We start from the raw sequence: 15,309 nt of genomic DNA, 5'->3' as shown, positions 1-15,309 counted from the left end.
GTCGACGAATCCGGCGCTATTTCGCGTCCGGCTCGAAACCCTTTTCGTAGTAGGGGCCCGACATGGTGCCGTCCGCAGCCATGCCAACGATTCCGTGCGAGAGATCCTTGACCACGAAGAACACGACGTCCTCGTCGGGCAGCGCCACGGTGGCGTGCACCTTGTTGGCCGGGAAGAACAGCAGCGTTCCCGGACCCACGATGCGGTCTTCCTCGCCTTCGATGTGCACGCGCAGTTGGCCCTTGACCACGTAGTTCCACTGCTCATTGGGGTGCTTGTGGGGCCGCGCCCCGGTGCCGCGCGCCTTGGTCATAAGACCGACCTGGGTGCGCTCGCCCTCCACGACCGAACCGAAGGCCGTCGAATAGCCCGTGCCGGCGTCGAGCTTGTTGAGGTCGGCCAGGGCGAAGATGTAGCCCTCCTCGCCGGCCTTTACGGCGCCTGCGGTCATGGTCCGGCCCGCACCCTCGGGTGACGATTGCGACATTACGATCTCCTCCTTGCGGCCCGTGGGAAAGGCGCCTATCGGCGGCCATATACACCCGGGCATCATTATTCGAACATGGCTGCATGCTCATGCTTCACAATGATGTTCGAACATTTCTGCGATGTCAATCACATGATAAATAAAGATCGAAGGGGCCCACCCGCCGCCTGTCGCGCCGGTGCGGGGCCAGATTTTCGGGCGGCAATCTGTCTGTCCCGGGCGTGTGCTAACGTCTTCTGGAGAGCGGGCCGGCATTTGGCGGGCCCCGAGACACAGGAGAACCCTATGCGCTTCATGGTGATGATCAAGGCTTCGCCCGATACGGAACGGGGCGTCGAGCCCGAGGAGGGCCTGCTTTTGAAAATGGGCCGTTACAACGAAGAGCTTGTGGAGGCCGGCATCCTCGTGGATGGCGCGGGCCTGATGCCCACGTCCAGAGGTGCGCGTGTCGAGGTCAGGGACGGCAAGCCGCTGGTGACCGACGGGCCCTTCGCCGAAATCAAGGAAGTCATTGCCGGCTACTGGATCTGGGATTGCGCCTCATTGGCCGAGGCCATCGCGTGGGTCGCAAAATGCCCCATTGCCCATGGCCAGGACCGCTTCGAAATCCGCCAGCTCTATACGCTCGAGGACTTCGCGACCGAGGGCGAAGGCTACGACCAGCACAAGAAGGTCGAGGCCCGGATGGCCGGGGGGGATGAGAACCTGTCCTGATTGAAACGGAACAGGACCTCCAGAACCCTGATCTGCCCCGAGCGATTTTACGCGGGTGTCAGCCCCGACGGCGCTTTCCGGACTCGAACTGGCCGAACGCACCCATGTTCTCGCGCACGATCTCCACGCTTCCCTGGAAGTGGCGCGCAAGGATTTCGCTCGCCCGGTCCGCATCGCGCTCGATCGTCGCCTCGGCGACGGTCCGGTGCTGCTCGCGCACCATGGCCACGAGGCTCTGGGAGGCGGAAATCTCGACGATGATCACCCGCCGGTAGCGCTGGAACTGGTCCGAGAGCATGTCGCAAAAATGCATGAGCCAGGGCGAGCCGCACGCCGCCAGGAGACTGCGGTGGAAGTGCGAATGGCGCCGTTCCCAGTCGTCGATCGTCTCCTGATCGTCCAGCGATGCGGGCAGTTGCGCCCGCTCGAGCCTGTGGACCGCGGCGAGGACCTCCGATTCCCAGTATTCGTCACCCTTCTCGATCGAGAGCCGCAGCGCCTTGCAGCTCAGATCGGTCCGCAGCCGGCACAGATCGTTCAGATCATCGAGTGATACCGGCGCCACGATATACCCCCGGTTCTCCTCGAACGAAACCAGCCGCTCGGAGGTCAGCCGCGAGAGCGCCTCGCGCAGCGGCGCGACGCCTACCCCGTAATGGGCGCTGAGCTGGCGCATGGGCAGCCGCCGGCCCGGATTGAGCCGTCCCGCGATCAGATCGCTGCGCAGGCGCGTATACACCTCCACGCTGAGCGTCTTGCTTTCATCATCACGCGCAGGCGCCGTGAAAAGGGTGGACACCGTCTGCTCCCGTCTTTCTTCAAGTCTTGCGGCCGGCGGCAGCCTCGCCATCCGCGCAATGCGTAACCTTATAACGTACCGGCCCGGAGCGATCAATCATTTCGGGAATGTTCGCAGGTGGCGCGCACCTGCCCCCGCGCCGAGACCAACCGGACCACGTTCGACCAAAGATTTAGCACGAGCACGACAAGTGTACCACGCCTTCTCGATGTACGAACATTTTTCTTTGATCGAACATTGACAACTTATATCGTTTATCGGACGATAATCGCCTGCCGGGAGCCCATGGCACCCAAGGCATCCATTTGCACATCGGGAGGAGACCGATGGGCGCAGACACGCGCCGCTAAGGGCGCCGTCTACCCTTGAGGAGGAAGGGAATCATGAAACGTCGGACATTTCTGAACCTGTCGGCGGCTGCCGGCTCTGCCACGCTCTTTACCCCATCGATTATCAAGGCCCAGGAAAGCTTTCCCTCAGGCCCCGTTCAGCTCATCGTACCCTTCGATCCGGGCGGCGGCGCCGACCGCTCGTTCCGGCTGATGGCCCCGTTCCTGGCCAATGAGCTAGGCGTACCTGTCAACGTGGTCAACATCGCCGGCGGCGGCGGCTGGGTGGCCTGGCAGCAGACCGCGCAGTGGGATGCCGAACAGCACGACCACATGCTGGGGACCATGAACTTCCCCCACGTCTTTTCCTATCTCGATCCGCGCATGCAGCGGCCCGAGACCATCGATTCGTTCAACCTGCTGGCCTGGCACTCGCTTGACCCCTGCGTATGGTGCGTGCGTGCCGATGAGGACCGGTTCACCGATTTCGCCTCGTTCATCGAATACGTGCAGGCCAATCCCGGCGATATCGTCATCTCATCGACCGCGGTGGGCTCGGACGACCACATGGGCGTCGCCTTCGCCGAAAAGTTCATCGACGGGTTCGATGTGCGAACGATCTTCTCGAACGGCGACAGCCAGAAGATCCAGGAACTGCTCGGCGGCGTCTCGGACGTCATCGCGGCCAATGTCGGCTACATGACCTCATTCGTAGAGAGCGGGGAAATGCGCTGGCTCACCGTGCTGCATCCCGACCGCTACGAACTGATCCCGGAGGTCGAGACGTTCGCGGAAGTGACGGGTGAAGAGAACGTCTCGTTCGCCGGCCGGTCCTTCGTGGTCGCCAATGGCCTCGCCGAGGAAAAGCGTGCTGTCTATCTCGAGGCTATCGAGCGGGTCCTCAACGACCCCGAATACATCGCCCAGGAAGAGGCCATGAACAACAACCTCATGTTCCTTGTGGGCGACGAGATGAACGCGCTGATCCAGGACACCCGCGAATATGTGGAATCGGTCGAGTTCTGGGAAGCCGAGGCCTGATCGTCTCCTCCCCAGGGCGCCCGGCAGGACGTCGCGAGACGTCGGCCGGGCGCCTCAGGAGCTGACAAGGACACCAGGGTCCACCCGCCTGGGCAGATGACGAACTTGGAGCGCCTGTTCCGCCCCCTCGGAACAGAAAATGCTCGACCCGGCCTGCCCTCCACCCCGGGGGCAGGCCGGAACTCCCCGTGCATCATACGGACAGGCCCCTGGGGTGGCCCGTCCCGATTTCGCAGAGAGGTCTGACATGGTTTCTATCTGGGGCGAACGCATTGCCGCGCTTCTTGGTGCGGCCTTCGCGCTCTACATGATGAGCCTTGCCTGGGGATTCCCGGCAGGGGGGCACCTGTTCCCGGTCTTTGCCTGCGGCGCCATGCTGGTGGTCTCGGTTCTCATGATCGTGCGCACCTTCATCTCTCCGGAAGTGTTCCAGAGACCGTTTGAGCCGCGCATCTCGGCCGAGGCGGTGATCCCGATCGTCGCGACCATCGCCACCGTGCTCTACATCCTGATCATCTTCCACCTCGGCTACTACACCTCGACGCTGATCTATCTGGTCGTATTCTCGCTTGCGGTCGGGGTGCGCAACATCAGGTCGATCGTGCTCACCGCGCTCGTGGCTCTGCCGCTCATGTACGTCTTTTTCGAAGTCTTCCTCCAGGCACGCATGCCCAAGGGTTGGTTGATCTAGGCGCGCGCCCGCTCGTCGCATCCGGAAGGGTCCCTGAAATGGAATTTCTTGGCTACGCTGCCGACATCTTCTCGATCGCCAATTTCAGCGCCATGCTTCTGGGCGTGTGTGTCGGGCTGATCATCGGAGCCATCCCCGGGCTCAACCCGCCCATGGCCATCGCGCTTTTGATCCCCGTCTCGTTCCAGTTCCCGCCCGAGACCGCCATCATCCTTTTGGTGTCGTGCTTTGCCGCTGGCATCTATGGCGGCTCGTTCTCCGCCATCCTCTTGCGGGCGCCCGGCACCTCGGCATCTGCGGCCTCGACCATCGAGGGCTTCGAGATGACCAAGAACGGTCAGGCCATCGAGGCGATCCGGATATCCACCTTCGCCTCGGTCGTCGGCGGCCTGCTTTCTGGCCTTGCTCTGATGTTCCTGGCCCCGCCGCTGGCGCGGTTTTCGCTCCTGTTCGGACCGGCCGAATTCTTCCTGATTGCCCTTCTGGGCCTGCTCTCGATCGCCGCTGTCTCGTTCGGCGCCCTCTTCCGCGGCCTGCTCGCGGGCATGGCGGGGCTGCTGCTGGCCACCTTCGGCACCGATCTGGCCTCGGGCTTTCCCCGCTACACCTTCGGCTATATCGGCTTCCAGGCCGGGTTCGACATCCTGCCCGCGATCGTGGGGCTCTTTGCCTTCGCCCAGGGGCTCGAGCTGATCTCCAAGGACACCAAGGGCACGATTTCGGGCGTCAGCAAGCTGAGCTGGAACATCTGGCCCAGCCTGCCCGAGATGTGGAAGCTGCGCTGGTCGCTGGTGCGCGGCTGGGTCACCGGCCTTGTCATGGGCATCATTCCCGCGGCTGGCGCGAGCGTCGCCCAATGGGTCGCCTATGCCTGGGAGGTCTCCTCGGCCAAGCCCGGCGACAAGTTCGGCAAGGGCGAGCCCAAGGGCCTCGCGGCCACAGAAGGCTCCAACAACGGTGTCACCGGCACATCGCTCATCCCCATGTTCGTCCTCGGGATTCCCGGCGGCATCTCCGCGGCGGTGATCTTTGGCGCGCTGATGATCCACGGACTCCAGCCCGGCATGCAGCTCTTCACCGCACGGCCCGAAGTCATCTACACCATCATGTGGGGCTTTTTGTTCGCCAACATCCTCATGGGCGGCGTGGCAGCCGTGGTCGCGCGGATGATCGCCTATCTCACCTTGATCCCGCGAGGCATCATCGGGCCGCTGATCCTCATCTTCTCGGTGGTGGGCGTCTACGCCGGCACCAACAACATCCACAATGTCTGGATCATGGTCGGCTTCGGGGTGGTGGGCTATTATGCCCAGAGGTTCAACTTCTCGCCCGCCGCACTCCTGCTCGGGCTCATTCTCGGGCCCATCGCCGAGAATGGCTTCCGCAACCTCATGACCATCACCAACAACAATCCCGTGCCCTACATCATGGGCCGGCCGATTGCGCTGGTGATCCTGGCCTGCATCCTCTTTGCCCTCTACGTCGCCTTCCGCCCGCGCGTTCTGCAAAAGGCGGTCAAGGCCGGCCCTCCGGTCACCGACGGGACTGATGCCGGCGATCCCGACGGGGATCGCCGGTGAGCGCGCGACCCGCACAAAAAAGCCCCCGCCGGCGTGATGCCGGCAGGGGCACCTGGGGGCAGCGCTTCGGCAAGGCCCGCCGCGGGAACGGCAGCCCGGCCCGGGCACCGCGGAGATCCGCGCTAGGCAGGCACCGAGATCGGCGCGTCGAGCGCGGCCCGATTCGCGCGATAGCTCGCGAGCGAAGCCTTGAGCGCGGTGGCGGGAATATCCCTTGCGATCACCACCAGTCGGCTGCGCCGGTCCTCATCGGGCCAGTCCCCCATCTCGGTGGGGGGAAAGAACACGTGCTGCACCCCATGGATCAGCACCGGCCGATCAAAGCCCTTCGGCTGCACGATGCCCTTGACCCGCAGGATGTCCGCACCCCTCAAGGCCAGGATCCAATCCAGCCAGCCGGCCAGCGTCTCCCAGTCCATATCCTCATCGAGCACCAGCGAAACCGACTGGATGTCGAACCCGTGTACCGACCCGTGTGCATGGTCGTGTCCATGATGATGCCCATGGTCGTGATCATGGTCGTGCCCGCACGCCCCGTCATGGACGTGGTCCTCAGCGTCCGGGTTGCCGGCGTCCTCCATCGCAAGGTGGTCCGCTGCCCGGCCAAGTTCGATGATCACTGCCGGATCGACGATGCCGCCGCTGACCGCAACGCGCGGCGCGGTGGGGTTGAGGCTGGCAAGCGCCGCCGAAACCCTCGCGGGGTTGGCTTCCGGCCGGTCCGTCTTGGTGACAAGCAGCAGGTCCGCCATCGCCGCCTGGGCGCGCGCCTCGGGATATTCGGTGATCGTGTCCGCTCCGTTGATGCCGTCCACCGTGGTGACGACCGCATGGAGGTGAAACCGCTCGGCGACCGCCTCGCTTGTGGCCAGCGTCTGGACGATCGGGGCAGGATCGGCCAGCCCGGTGGTCTCGACCATCACCCGGTCGAACGCGGGGATTTCCTCGGCCTCCACCCTGCGCAGCAGGTCGAGCAGGGTGTCGACCAGATCGCCCCGCACCGTGCAGCACAGACAGCCATTGTCGAGCAGCATCATCTGATCCATGGCGCTTTCGACCAGAAGGTGATCAAGCCCGATCTCGCCGAACTCGTTCACGATAACCGCCGTGCGCTCGAGGCGGGAATCCTTGAGCAGACCGTTGAGAAGCGTGGTTTTCCCGCTTCCCAGAAACCCCGTGATGATCGTCAGTGGCAGCGATGTGGCACTCATGTCGCCTCCTTTTTGCTGGCGAAACCCTAACAAGAATTCATAATATAAAAAAGAGGCAATCCATGAAAAAGGCAGAATCCAAGAACATCAAACTGCTTTCGCAGGACACATTGCTTGGAAACGGAAATGTTGGGGAAGGTGTCAGCCTTCAACTGACAAACGATGGAAGGCGAATTCTTTGGCTCGCCCACGAAAGCGCTCCAACCAATTTCACCGGCGTCGACGTGTCGGATCCGCGCAATCCCAAGGTCGTGGTCCAGACCCAGCTTCCGCACAACACGGTCCGGTCCAATTCCCTTGACGTGGTGGGCAACACCATGGCGGTCGCCTACCAGACCCAGACATGGGGACAGGAGCCCGCCGGCATCGAACTGTTCGACATCACCAAGCCTGAAGAGCCACGCTCGATCGGCTTTTACGATTGCTCGAGCCCGCATTCGCGAGGCTGCCACCAGGTCTGGTTCGTGGAGGAAGGCTGGCTCACCGCCGCGGCCCCCACAAAGGACTTCCAGCCCAAGGAAAGCTGGGACGACCAGCCCTTTCTCATGCTCGACATCTCCAACCCCTCCAAGCCCGAGGAAACCTGCTTCTGGTGGTATCCGGGCACCCGTGTGGGCGATGACGAGCCGGCACCCCCGCGCCACCCGCGCTTCAGCCAGGGCTGGCGGTGCCACAACACCAATGTCTATCCCGAGCGCCCCGACCGGGCCTATATCGGGTATATCGACGGCGGCGTGATGATCCTCGACATCGCCGACAAATCGGCGCCCAAGCTGGTCAGCCACTGGAATCCCCATCCCCCCGCCAACGGCTTCACCCACACCGTGCTGCCTCTGTTTGACCGCAACCTGATCGTGGCCTCGGACGAATGCGTCTACGATCTGGGCGAGGACTGGCCCAAGCGGGTCTGGGTGCTCGATGCCCAGGTCGAAGACAACCTCGTGCCCATCTCGACCCTGCCCATGCCCCCGGTCGAGGAGTTCGCACCGCGCGGCGGACGCTTCGGGGCTCACAACGTGCACGAGAACCGCCCCGGCCCCTCCTTCAGGTCCGACCAGATCGTCATCGGCACCTATTTCAATGGCGGGGTCCGGGTCCACGACATCGCCGACCCCTACGAACCCAAGGAAATCGCGCACTACGTGCCCGAAGCCCCCGAAGGCTCACCGGCGGGATCGATCCAGTTCAACGACGCCTATGTCGACGAGAACGGGCTGATCTACGCGGTGGACCGCTGGGCCGGCGGTCTCTACGTGCTCGAAATGGACATCTGACCCACGCGGTTCTGACCGCGGCAGAACGAAACCCGCAAATGAGTTCTCCCCGGGCCCTGCCCGGGGAGGCATAATGGGAGCCCGACCATGCAAAGACCCGATGCGCCCGCTGCGGCAACGCACCATCTGATCGCCTATGGTCGGGACCGCGTCCGCGAGGATGCACTCGTGGCGATCACCGAGGGCCGGGCCGCGGACATCGACCTGCCCGGCGCGCCCCTCGCCGCTGTTCCCGCCGACAGGCGCGCGCCGGTGCGCCTTCATGCGCTCGCCCATCCCTTCACCCTGCCCCCCGCCGCGACCGACATGCGGCACGCCGATCAGCAGCTCGACTTCCTCGCCGGACACCTCCGTCGCCTGTGCGGGTCGTTCTGGAAACCCGGCCTTGCCTTTTTTGACGCCTATTTCGACGCGATCAGAGCACAGATCACGCGCGATCAGGACCTGCTTGCAGCACGGTGCAGCGATATCGCAGGCCTGATCGAGCCCGCCCACTGGGCCTTCTGCGCGCCCATGCCCTTCCCCCGCGCCCGCATTCGCCCCGCAGCTCCCGGGCCGCTCTCTGCCGATGATTTCATCCCTGCGGACCTCGCCTTCCATACGTCATCGGGCCTTCTGGCCCTCTGGGTCGACAGCGGAAACAGCGTCCTGCCCGCCCAGCGCCGCGCTCGCGAACGGCTCAGCGAGGCCGGCGTCCGATGCCGCGGCCTCCCCGCTTCGGCCCTCAGGAGCGAAGGCCGGCAGCTCCTCGCACTGCTTGGCCCGGATTTTTCCGATTTCACAAGCACTTGCCCCCTCCCCCGCTCCCCATTCGCCCCCCGTCCGCTTCCGCGACCGGCCGCCGCCTAAGCCGATAATATTCGAGGGCGTGCGATTTTTTCGGCCGGCGGGGTCGAAAGCGGCCTGCTTGTGCCCTATTTCTTAAAGATATTTGAATAGTCCTTTATCTGCTCGCCTTTTCAGGCGCGGCGTTCACACCATATCGGCTTCCAGCCGCCGGAATTTGATCGATGATCGATTGGATTTACCCCGTCCTGCTCATCGGTGCGGGGCTCATAATTGCTTCTGTGCTCACGAGCCTGATCGCCTTCAGGTTCGGTGCTCCCTTGCTGCTCATCTTCCTTGGCATGGGCCTCGCCGCGGGCAGCGACGGGCTGGGCATCGAATTCTCCGACTACGACACCGCCTATTTCGTGGGCTCGCTGGCCCTCGCGGTCATCCTTTTCGATTCCGGCTTCGGCACGTCGATCCGTGCCTTGCGGCAGGCGGCCGCGCCCTCGGTGATTCTGGCCACCGTTGGCGTCCTGCTCACGACGGGGCTGGTCGGGCTTGCCGCCCGTTTCCTCTTCGGATTGGGCTGGGCCGAAGCGCTTCTCATGGGCGCCATCATCTCCTCGACCGACGCCGCCGCGGTGTTTTTCCTGCTGCGCGCCGGCGGCATCGCCATCCGCGAGAAAGTCCGCTCCACTCTTGAGGTCGAGTCCGGATCGAACGACCCCATGGCGATCTTTCTGACCATCCTGTTTGTCGAGCTTATCGTTTCGAATGCCGGCGTATCGGGCATGACCCATGAATTCCTGACCGGCTTCGCCCTCCAGATGGGCCTCGGGCTGGTGCTCGGCGTCGCCGGTGGCGCGCTGATCGTGCAGTTGATCAACCGGCTCGAACTCGAGGGAGCTCTCTACCCCATCATCGTTCTGGGCATGGCCGTGTTCCTTTTTGCCTTGACCGGCGCCTTGGGCGGCTCTGGAGCTCTTGCCGCCTATATCGCCGGGCTGGTGGCCGGAAACATGCGAATCCGCGGCAAATCCGCCCTCACCCGCTTCCAGGACGGCATGACCTGGCTGGCTCAGATCGTCATGTTCCTCATCCTGGGTCTGCTCGCCAACCCTTCCCAGTTTGGCGCAGTCGCCCTGCCCGCGGTCGGGCTGGCTCTCTTTCTCATGTTCATCGCCCGGCCCATTGCGGTCTGGCTGTGCCTCCTGCCCTTTCGCTATCACAGGGACGAAACCGCGTTCGTGTCCTGGGTGGGCCTGCGGGGCGCCGTCTCTATCCTGCTGGCCATCCTGCCGCTGATCGCGGGGCTGGAAAATGGCATCCTCCTTTTCAATGCCGCCTTCATCGTGGTGCTGACGTCTCTGCTTATCCAGGGCTGGACCATCGGCCCCATGGCACGCTGGCTCGGTCTCATCGTGCCCCCGCGGATCGGCCCGGTCGAACGCGTGGGGCTCGAACTCCCGGGCAGTGCCCATCACGAATTGATCGTCTACCATGTGGTCGCGGGCAGCCCGGTCGCCGAAGGCGAGCGCCTCCCGCGCTGGGCCCGTCCCTCGCTCGTGGTTCGCGACGGCCAGTCCATGCGCTACCAGTATGCCGGGCGCATCAAGGCCGGGGATTACATCTATATGTTCATCGCTCCGCGCTACACGCGCCTGCTCGACAGACTGTTTGCCAGCCCGACCAAGGTCGAAGCGGACGACAAGGACTTCTTCGGAGAGTTTCCAATCAACCCCGAACGGCCTCTTGATGCACTGGGCGATGCCTATGGCATGCCCATTCCCCACAATGTACCAGCCGATCGGAAGATCGCCGATTATATGCGCGAGCGGCTCGGTGGCACCGCCGAGGTCGGTGATCGCGTAGCCATTGGTCAACTCGAGCTGATCGTGCGCGAAGTCAACGTCGATGGCGACATCACCGCCGCCGGCCTCGCCATCGATCAGGAAGCCGGCCGGGCGCGTGTGCCCCTCTTCGTTTCTGGTCGCGAAATGATGGCGTTCCTGCGCGAACAGATCGCCCGCCGCAAAGGCCGCCGGGCGAGCCAAGCACAGCAGACGGCCGAACTGCAGGCGCCACCCTCCAGCATTGATGGCGCGAATACCAAATCATCGGACTGACGAGATCATGCCCTGCTCCGATTGAGGCTGAGCACGAGGTCCGGGTCCTTGTCCCGCGCCGGGCCGGAAAATGTCTCCATGCCAGATCGAGTCCGGGCCGGGCCATTGTCAGGGTAACACTCAGGTCTGCTGCGTCGGCCCTCGTCTGGTTCCCAATGCAGCACCGATTTCAATGCCAACCGGCACCTTGGAGCATCCGCGCCATTTAGAGCGTTTCCAGGACAAGTGGCAACACTTGCCCGGTTCGGAAACGCGACAAATCAAAGACTTGGAGCTCCTGTTCTGATTCAGTCAGAACAGGATATGCTCTAGCGCCAGTTTTTTTTCGCTCTTGGCCGTTTACATTGTATTTTTGTGTTTTGGATTTTTCTGTTTCGTTTGGGTTTGTGTGCCGGGTTGGTCTGGTTTCGGAGCGTTTGGGCATCATGCTGAGGTTTTTCATATGTATAGGCGTGTTGAGATTGGGCTCTGGACCCATGATGCGGTTGGCTTGACGGCTCTGGACTTTGCGCTTGCGGAGGCGATCGAGGGGCTGGTGTGAGGGTTGGAGTGCCGGGGGGTGCGTGGAGCCCTGGCCTGCGATGGCGTTGAGGGCGGGATATGGCGCGCGCAGGCGCGCTACCGGGCACCCGCGGGGAGAGGATTGCCATCCATTGCATAGCCTGGTGCCCTTGGCTGACGACCGCGATGGGCTGAAGCGTTGAAACATGGCCCCGAGCCAAAGCGCGGTCCGGCCGGGCTGTCGCGATGGGGGAGCTATGGCCTAAGGGGGGGCGGTGGCCAAGAAGCTGCGGCGTCTGTCCGCACATCGCGGAGCCGGGCCCCGGGGCCGGCAGTGGACATTTTCGCGAGCGGACCCTTTCGGGCCTTGCCGGCCAACCCCGGCCGGGGCGTGTTTAGCGGGGGATGTGAAACGCAAGAAGCCCCGCTGCGGTTATGCAGCGGGGCTTTTTGGATGAGGGTTAAAGAGAAGGGATATTTGTTCTTGTTAGACCTGGCGGCGACCTACTCTCCCGTGCCTTAAGACACAGTACCATTGGCGCTGAAGCGTTTAACGGTCGAGTTCGGAATGGGATCGGGTTCTGGGCGCTTCGCCATAGCCACCAGGTCGAACAAGAACAAATTGGTGTGAGACTGGTCTTTTTGAGATCTGTGCAACGTGCGGGTTGCAGGCATTGATAAATGAGAACGATCAAGCCGATCGAGCTATTAGTACCGGTAAGCTTCACGCATTGCTGCGCTTCCACACCCGGCCTATCGACGTGGTGGTCTTCCACGGCTCTGATAGGGAATACTGGTTTTGAAGGAGGCTTCCCGCTTAGATGCTTTCAGCGGTTATCCCGTCCGAACTTAGCTACCCTGCACTGCGGCTGGCGCCACAACAGGTCCACCAGAGGTTCGTCCATCCCGGTCCTCTCGTACTAGGGACAGCTCTTCTCAATATTCCAACACCCACGGCAGATAGGGACCGAACTGTCTCACGACGTTCTAAACCCAGCTCACGTACCACTTTAAACGGCGAACAGCCGTACCCTTGGGACCTGCTCCAGCCCCAGGATGTGATGAGCCGACATCGAGGTGCCAAACGATGCCGTCGATAAGGACTCTTGGGCATCATCAGCCTGTTATCCCCGGCGTACCTTTTATCCGTTGAGCGATGGCCCTTCCACGCGGGACCACCGGATCACTATGACCGACTTTCGTCTCTGCTCGAGTTGTCACTCTCGCAGTCAGGCAGGCTTATGCCATTGCACTCAACGACCGATTTCCGACCGGTCTGAGCCCACCATCGCGCGCCTCCGTTACTCTTTGGGAGGCGACCGCCCCAGTCAAACTACCCACCACACGCTGTCCCGGGTGCTGTTACACCGCGGTTAGACATCCATGACGATAAGGGTGGTATCTCACATTGCGGCTCCACGAGAACTGGCGTTCCCGCTTCAAAGCCTACCACCTATTCTGCACATGCCGACACGAATGCCAGCGTGAAGCTATAGTAAAGGTGCACGGGGTCTTTCCGTCTGACCGCAGGAACCCCGCATCTTCACGGGGAATTCAATTTCGCTGAGTCGATGCTGGAGACAGTGGGGAAGTCGTTACGCCATTCGTGCAGGTCGGAACTTACCCGACAAGGAATTTCGCTACCTTAGGACCGTTATAGTTACGGCCGCCGTTTACCGGGGCTTCAATTCAAGGCTTGCACCTCTCCTTTTAACCTTCCGGCACCGGGCAGGCGTCAGACCCTATACGTCGCCTTGCGGCTTCGCAGAGCCCTGTGTTTTTAATAAACAGTCGCCACCCCCTGGTCTGTGCCACCCCCCACCGGTTGCCCGATGAAGGGTCACGCTTATCCCGAAGTTACGCGTGCAATTTGCCGAGTTCCTTCAGCATCGTTCTCTCAAGCGCCTTGGTATGCTCTACCAGTCCACCTGTGTCGGTTTCGGGTACGGTCTATAAGCTGGGGCTATTTCCTGGAACCGCCTCACTGCACGTCCAATCCGATAAGGACATACAACTCTGGCAATCCGTCACTTCCCAGCAGGCTCACGAATATTAACGTGATTCCCATCGACTACGCCTTTCGGCCTCGCCTTAGGAGCCGGCTAACCCTGCGCTGATTAGCATTGCGCAGGAACCCTTGGACTTTCGGCGAGAGTGTCTCTCACACTCTTTGTCGCTACTCATGTCAGCATTCGCACTTGTGATACCTCCAGGATCCCTCACGGGTATCCCTTCGCAGGCTTACACAACGCTCCGCTACCGCGTACAGCAAAAGCTGCACACCCTAAGCTTCGGTGCATGGTTTGAGCCCCGTTACATTTTCGCCGCAGGAACGCTTGACCAGTGAGCTGTTACGCTATCTTTAAAGGATGGCTGCTTCTAAGCCAACCTCCTGGTTGTCTAAGCATTCCCACATGCTTTCCCACTTAACCATGACTTGGGGACCTTAGCTGTAGGTCAGGGCTGTTTCCCTTTCCACGACGGACCTTAGCACCCGCCGTGTGTCTGCCAGATAGTACTCTCGGGTATTCGGAGTTTGGTTAGGTTTGGTAATCCGGTGAGGACCCCTAGCCCATCCAGTGCTCTACCCCCCGAGGTATTCGTCTGACGCTCTACCTAAATAGATTTCGCGGAGAACCAGCTATTTCCGAGTTTGATTGGCCTTTCACCCCTAGCCACACGTCATCCCCGTCTTTTTCAACAGACGTGGGTTCGGTCCTCCAGTGCGTGTTACCGCACCTTCAACCTGCACATGGCTAGATCACTCGGTTTCGGGTCTGATCCAACGAACTCATTCGCCCTCTTAAGACTCGCTTTCGCTGCGCCTACACCTATCGGCTTAAGCTTGCTCGTTAGACCAAGTCGCTGACCCATTATACAAAAGGTACGCCATCACCCAGGACAAACCTTGGGCTCTGACTGTTTGTAGGCATCCAGTTTCAGGGACTGTTTCACTCCCCTTGTCGGGGTGCTTTTCACCTTTCCCTCACGGTACTTGTTCACTATCGGTCGCACACGAGTACTTAGGCTTGGAGGGTGGTCCCCCCATGTTCAGACAGGATTTCACGTGTCCCGCCTTACTCGAGGACAACAAGGTTTTCTACCGGTACGGGGCTATCACCCACTCTGGCCGCATTTTCCAATGCGTTCCCGTTCTTACCCTGTTGCCACTGGCCTGATCCGCGTTCGCTCGCCACTACTAACGGAGTCTCAATTGATGTCCTTTCCTCCGGGTACTGAGATGTTTCAGTTCCCCGGGTTCGCCTCCCTTGCGGGATACTCATTGCTGAGTGGGTTGCCCCATTCGGAAATCGCCGGATCAAAGCTTATTCGCAGCTCCCCGACGCTTATCGCAGCGTATCACGTCCTTCATCGCCTGTGTGCGCCAAGGCATCCACTGAACGCCCTTTTGGCACTTGATCGTTCTCATTACCAATGCCCGCAATCTCTCGATCATCGGGCATCGATGGTCAGATCATTTAAAGGATCGGATATACCGAACAGACCACCCGTTGCTCACCGGTGTGCACCACCGATGCGAGCGGCCCATCCGACCGGACAAAACCCCACAAGACGTGTCGCCACGCCTCCAGGTGCTGCCCTGATCCGATCCAAAGACCAGTTTCACGAGGTATCGTTTCTCCAAGGCAAAAAGCCTAATCCCGACTGGGGGATCGCCTGGGGTACAGGCAGGACAAACAATCCTTCTCTTCACAATGTATCGTCGAACAGGCACGCCCTTTTTCAAGAGACGGCCGAACCGTTTTCTTCCCTACACACGCAAA

General features: G+C 61.6%; 11 protein-coding genes and 2 rRNA genes. 8 read left to right on the top strand and 5 right to left on the bottom strand.

All coding sequences use genetic code 11. The features are described 5' to 3' along the window. Positions 1-16: 16 nt before the first annotated feature. A complete protein-coding gene (locus EO136_RS07425; RefSeq protein WP_127143832.1) occupies positions 17-487 on the bottom strand; it encodes a cupin domain-containing protein in 471 nt (156 codons plus the stop codon). A 285-nt stretch (positions 488-772) separates the two neighbouring features. On the opposite strand from EO136_RS07425, the gene EO136_RS07420 reads away from it, so the two are divergent. Continuing rightward, positions 773-1,201 (top strand): YciI family protein, encoded by a 429-nt coding sequence (locus EO136_RS07420; protein WP_127143831.1) that lies wholly within the window; start codon positions 773-775, stop codon positions 1,199-1,201. A gap of 58 nt (positions 1,202-1,259) precedes the next feature. Here EO136_RS07420 and EO136_RS07415 read toward each other — a convergent pair whose 3' ends face one another. Then, positions 1,260-2,000: an FCD domain-containing protein gene (locus tag EO136_RS07415; protein WP_164730482.1), complete on the bottom strand. Its 741-nt coding sequence runs from the start codon at positions 1,998-2,000 to the stop codon at positions 1,260-1,262. A 383-nt stretch (positions 2,001-2,383) separates the two neighbouring features. Here EO136_RS07415 and EO136_RS07410 point away from each other — a divergent pair, with 383 nt between their 5' ends. The 3 genes from EO136_RS07410 to EO136_RS07400 all read left to right on the top strand — a co-directional run bounded on the left by EO136_RS07410 (position 2,384) and on the right by EO136_RS07400 (position 5,641). Continuing rightward, complete coding sequence (locus EO136_RS07410; RefSeq protein WP_127143829.1) at positions 2,384-3,370, top strand: Bug family tripartite tricarboxylate transporter substrate binding protein; 987 nt, start codon at positions 2,384-2,386, stop codon at positions 3,368-3,370. Positions 3,371-3,617: 247 nt separating this feature from the next. Further along, positions 3,618-4,061 carry a tripartite tricarboxylate transporter TctB family protein gene (locus EO136_RS07405; protein WP_164730481.1) on the top strand — a complete coding sequence of 148 codons (444 nt, stop codon included), beginning with the start codon at positions 3,618-3,620 and terminating at the stop codon, positions 4,059-4,061. Between the two features lie 38 nt (positions 4,062-4,099). Beyond that, positions 4,100-5,641: a tripartite tricarboxylate transporter permease gene (locus EO136_RS07400; protein WP_127143827.1), complete on the top strand. Its 1,542-nt coding sequence runs from the start codon at positions 4,100-4,102 to the stop codon at positions 5,639-5,641. Between the two features lie 122 nt (positions 5,642-5,763). Here the strand turns inward: EO136_RS07400 and EO136_RS07395 are convergent, their stop codons facing one another. Beyond that, positions 5,764-6,852: a CobW family GTP-binding protein gene (locus EO136_RS07395; protein WP_127143826.1), complete on the bottom strand. Its 1,089-nt coding sequence runs from the start codon at positions 6,850-6,852 to the stop codon at positions 5,764-5,766. Positions 6,853-6,914: 62 nt separating this feature from the next. On the opposite strand from EO136_RS07395, the gene EO136_RS07390 reads away from it, so the two are divergent. From EO136_RS07390 to EO136_RS19085, 4 genes are all read left to right on the top strand, one after another. Beyond that, the gene (locus tag EO136_RS07390; protein ID WP_246018287.1) at positions 6,915-8,126 is read left to right on the top strand and encodes an LVIVD repeat-containing protein; all 1,212 of its coding nucleotides are present in this window, start codon (positions 6,915-6,917) and stop codon (positions 8,124-8,126) included. Between the two features lie 87 nt (positions 8,127-8,213). Next, positions 8,214-8,975: a hypothetical protein gene (locus EO136_RS07385; protein ID WP_127143825.1), complete on the top strand. Its 762-nt coding sequence runs from the start codon at positions 8,214-8,216 to the stop codon at positions 8,973-8,975. Positions 8,976-9,136: 161 nt separating this feature from the next. Next, on the top strand, positions 9,137-11,023 hold the full coding sequence (locus EO136_RS07380; RefSeq protein ID WP_127143824.1) for a potassium/proton antiporter: 1,887 nt from the start codon (positions 9,137-9,139) through the stop codon (positions 11,021-11,023). Between the two features lie 388 nt (positions 11,024-11,411). After that, positions 11,412-11,564, top strand: coding sequence for a 4a-hydroxytetrahydrobiopterin dehydratase (locus EO136_RS19085; protein WP_425466592.1), 153 nt, complete (start codon positions 11,412-11,414; stop codon positions 11,562-11,564). Between the two features lie 451 nt (positions 11,565-12,015). Here EO136_RS19085 and rrf read toward each other — a convergent pair. Both rrf and EO136_RS07365 read right to left on the bottom strand, forming a co-directional pair. Beyond that, positions 12,016-12,131, bottom strand: a 5S ribosomal RNA gene (gene rrf / locus EO136_RS07370). 80 nt (positions 12,132-12,211) lie between these two features. After that, positions 12,212-14,946, bottom strand: a 23S ribosomal RNA gene (locus EO136_RS07365). Between the last annotated feature and the right edge of the window lie 363 nt (positions 14,947-15,309).

This window comes from Pelagibacterium montanilacus (assembly GCF_003992665.1).
GTDB classification, from domain to species: Bacteria; Pseudomonadota; Alphaproteobacteria; order Rhizobiales; family Devosiaceae; genus Pelagibacterium; species Pelagibacterium montanilacus.
This window is presented reverse-complemented; position numbering and strand designations above follow the sequence as displayed.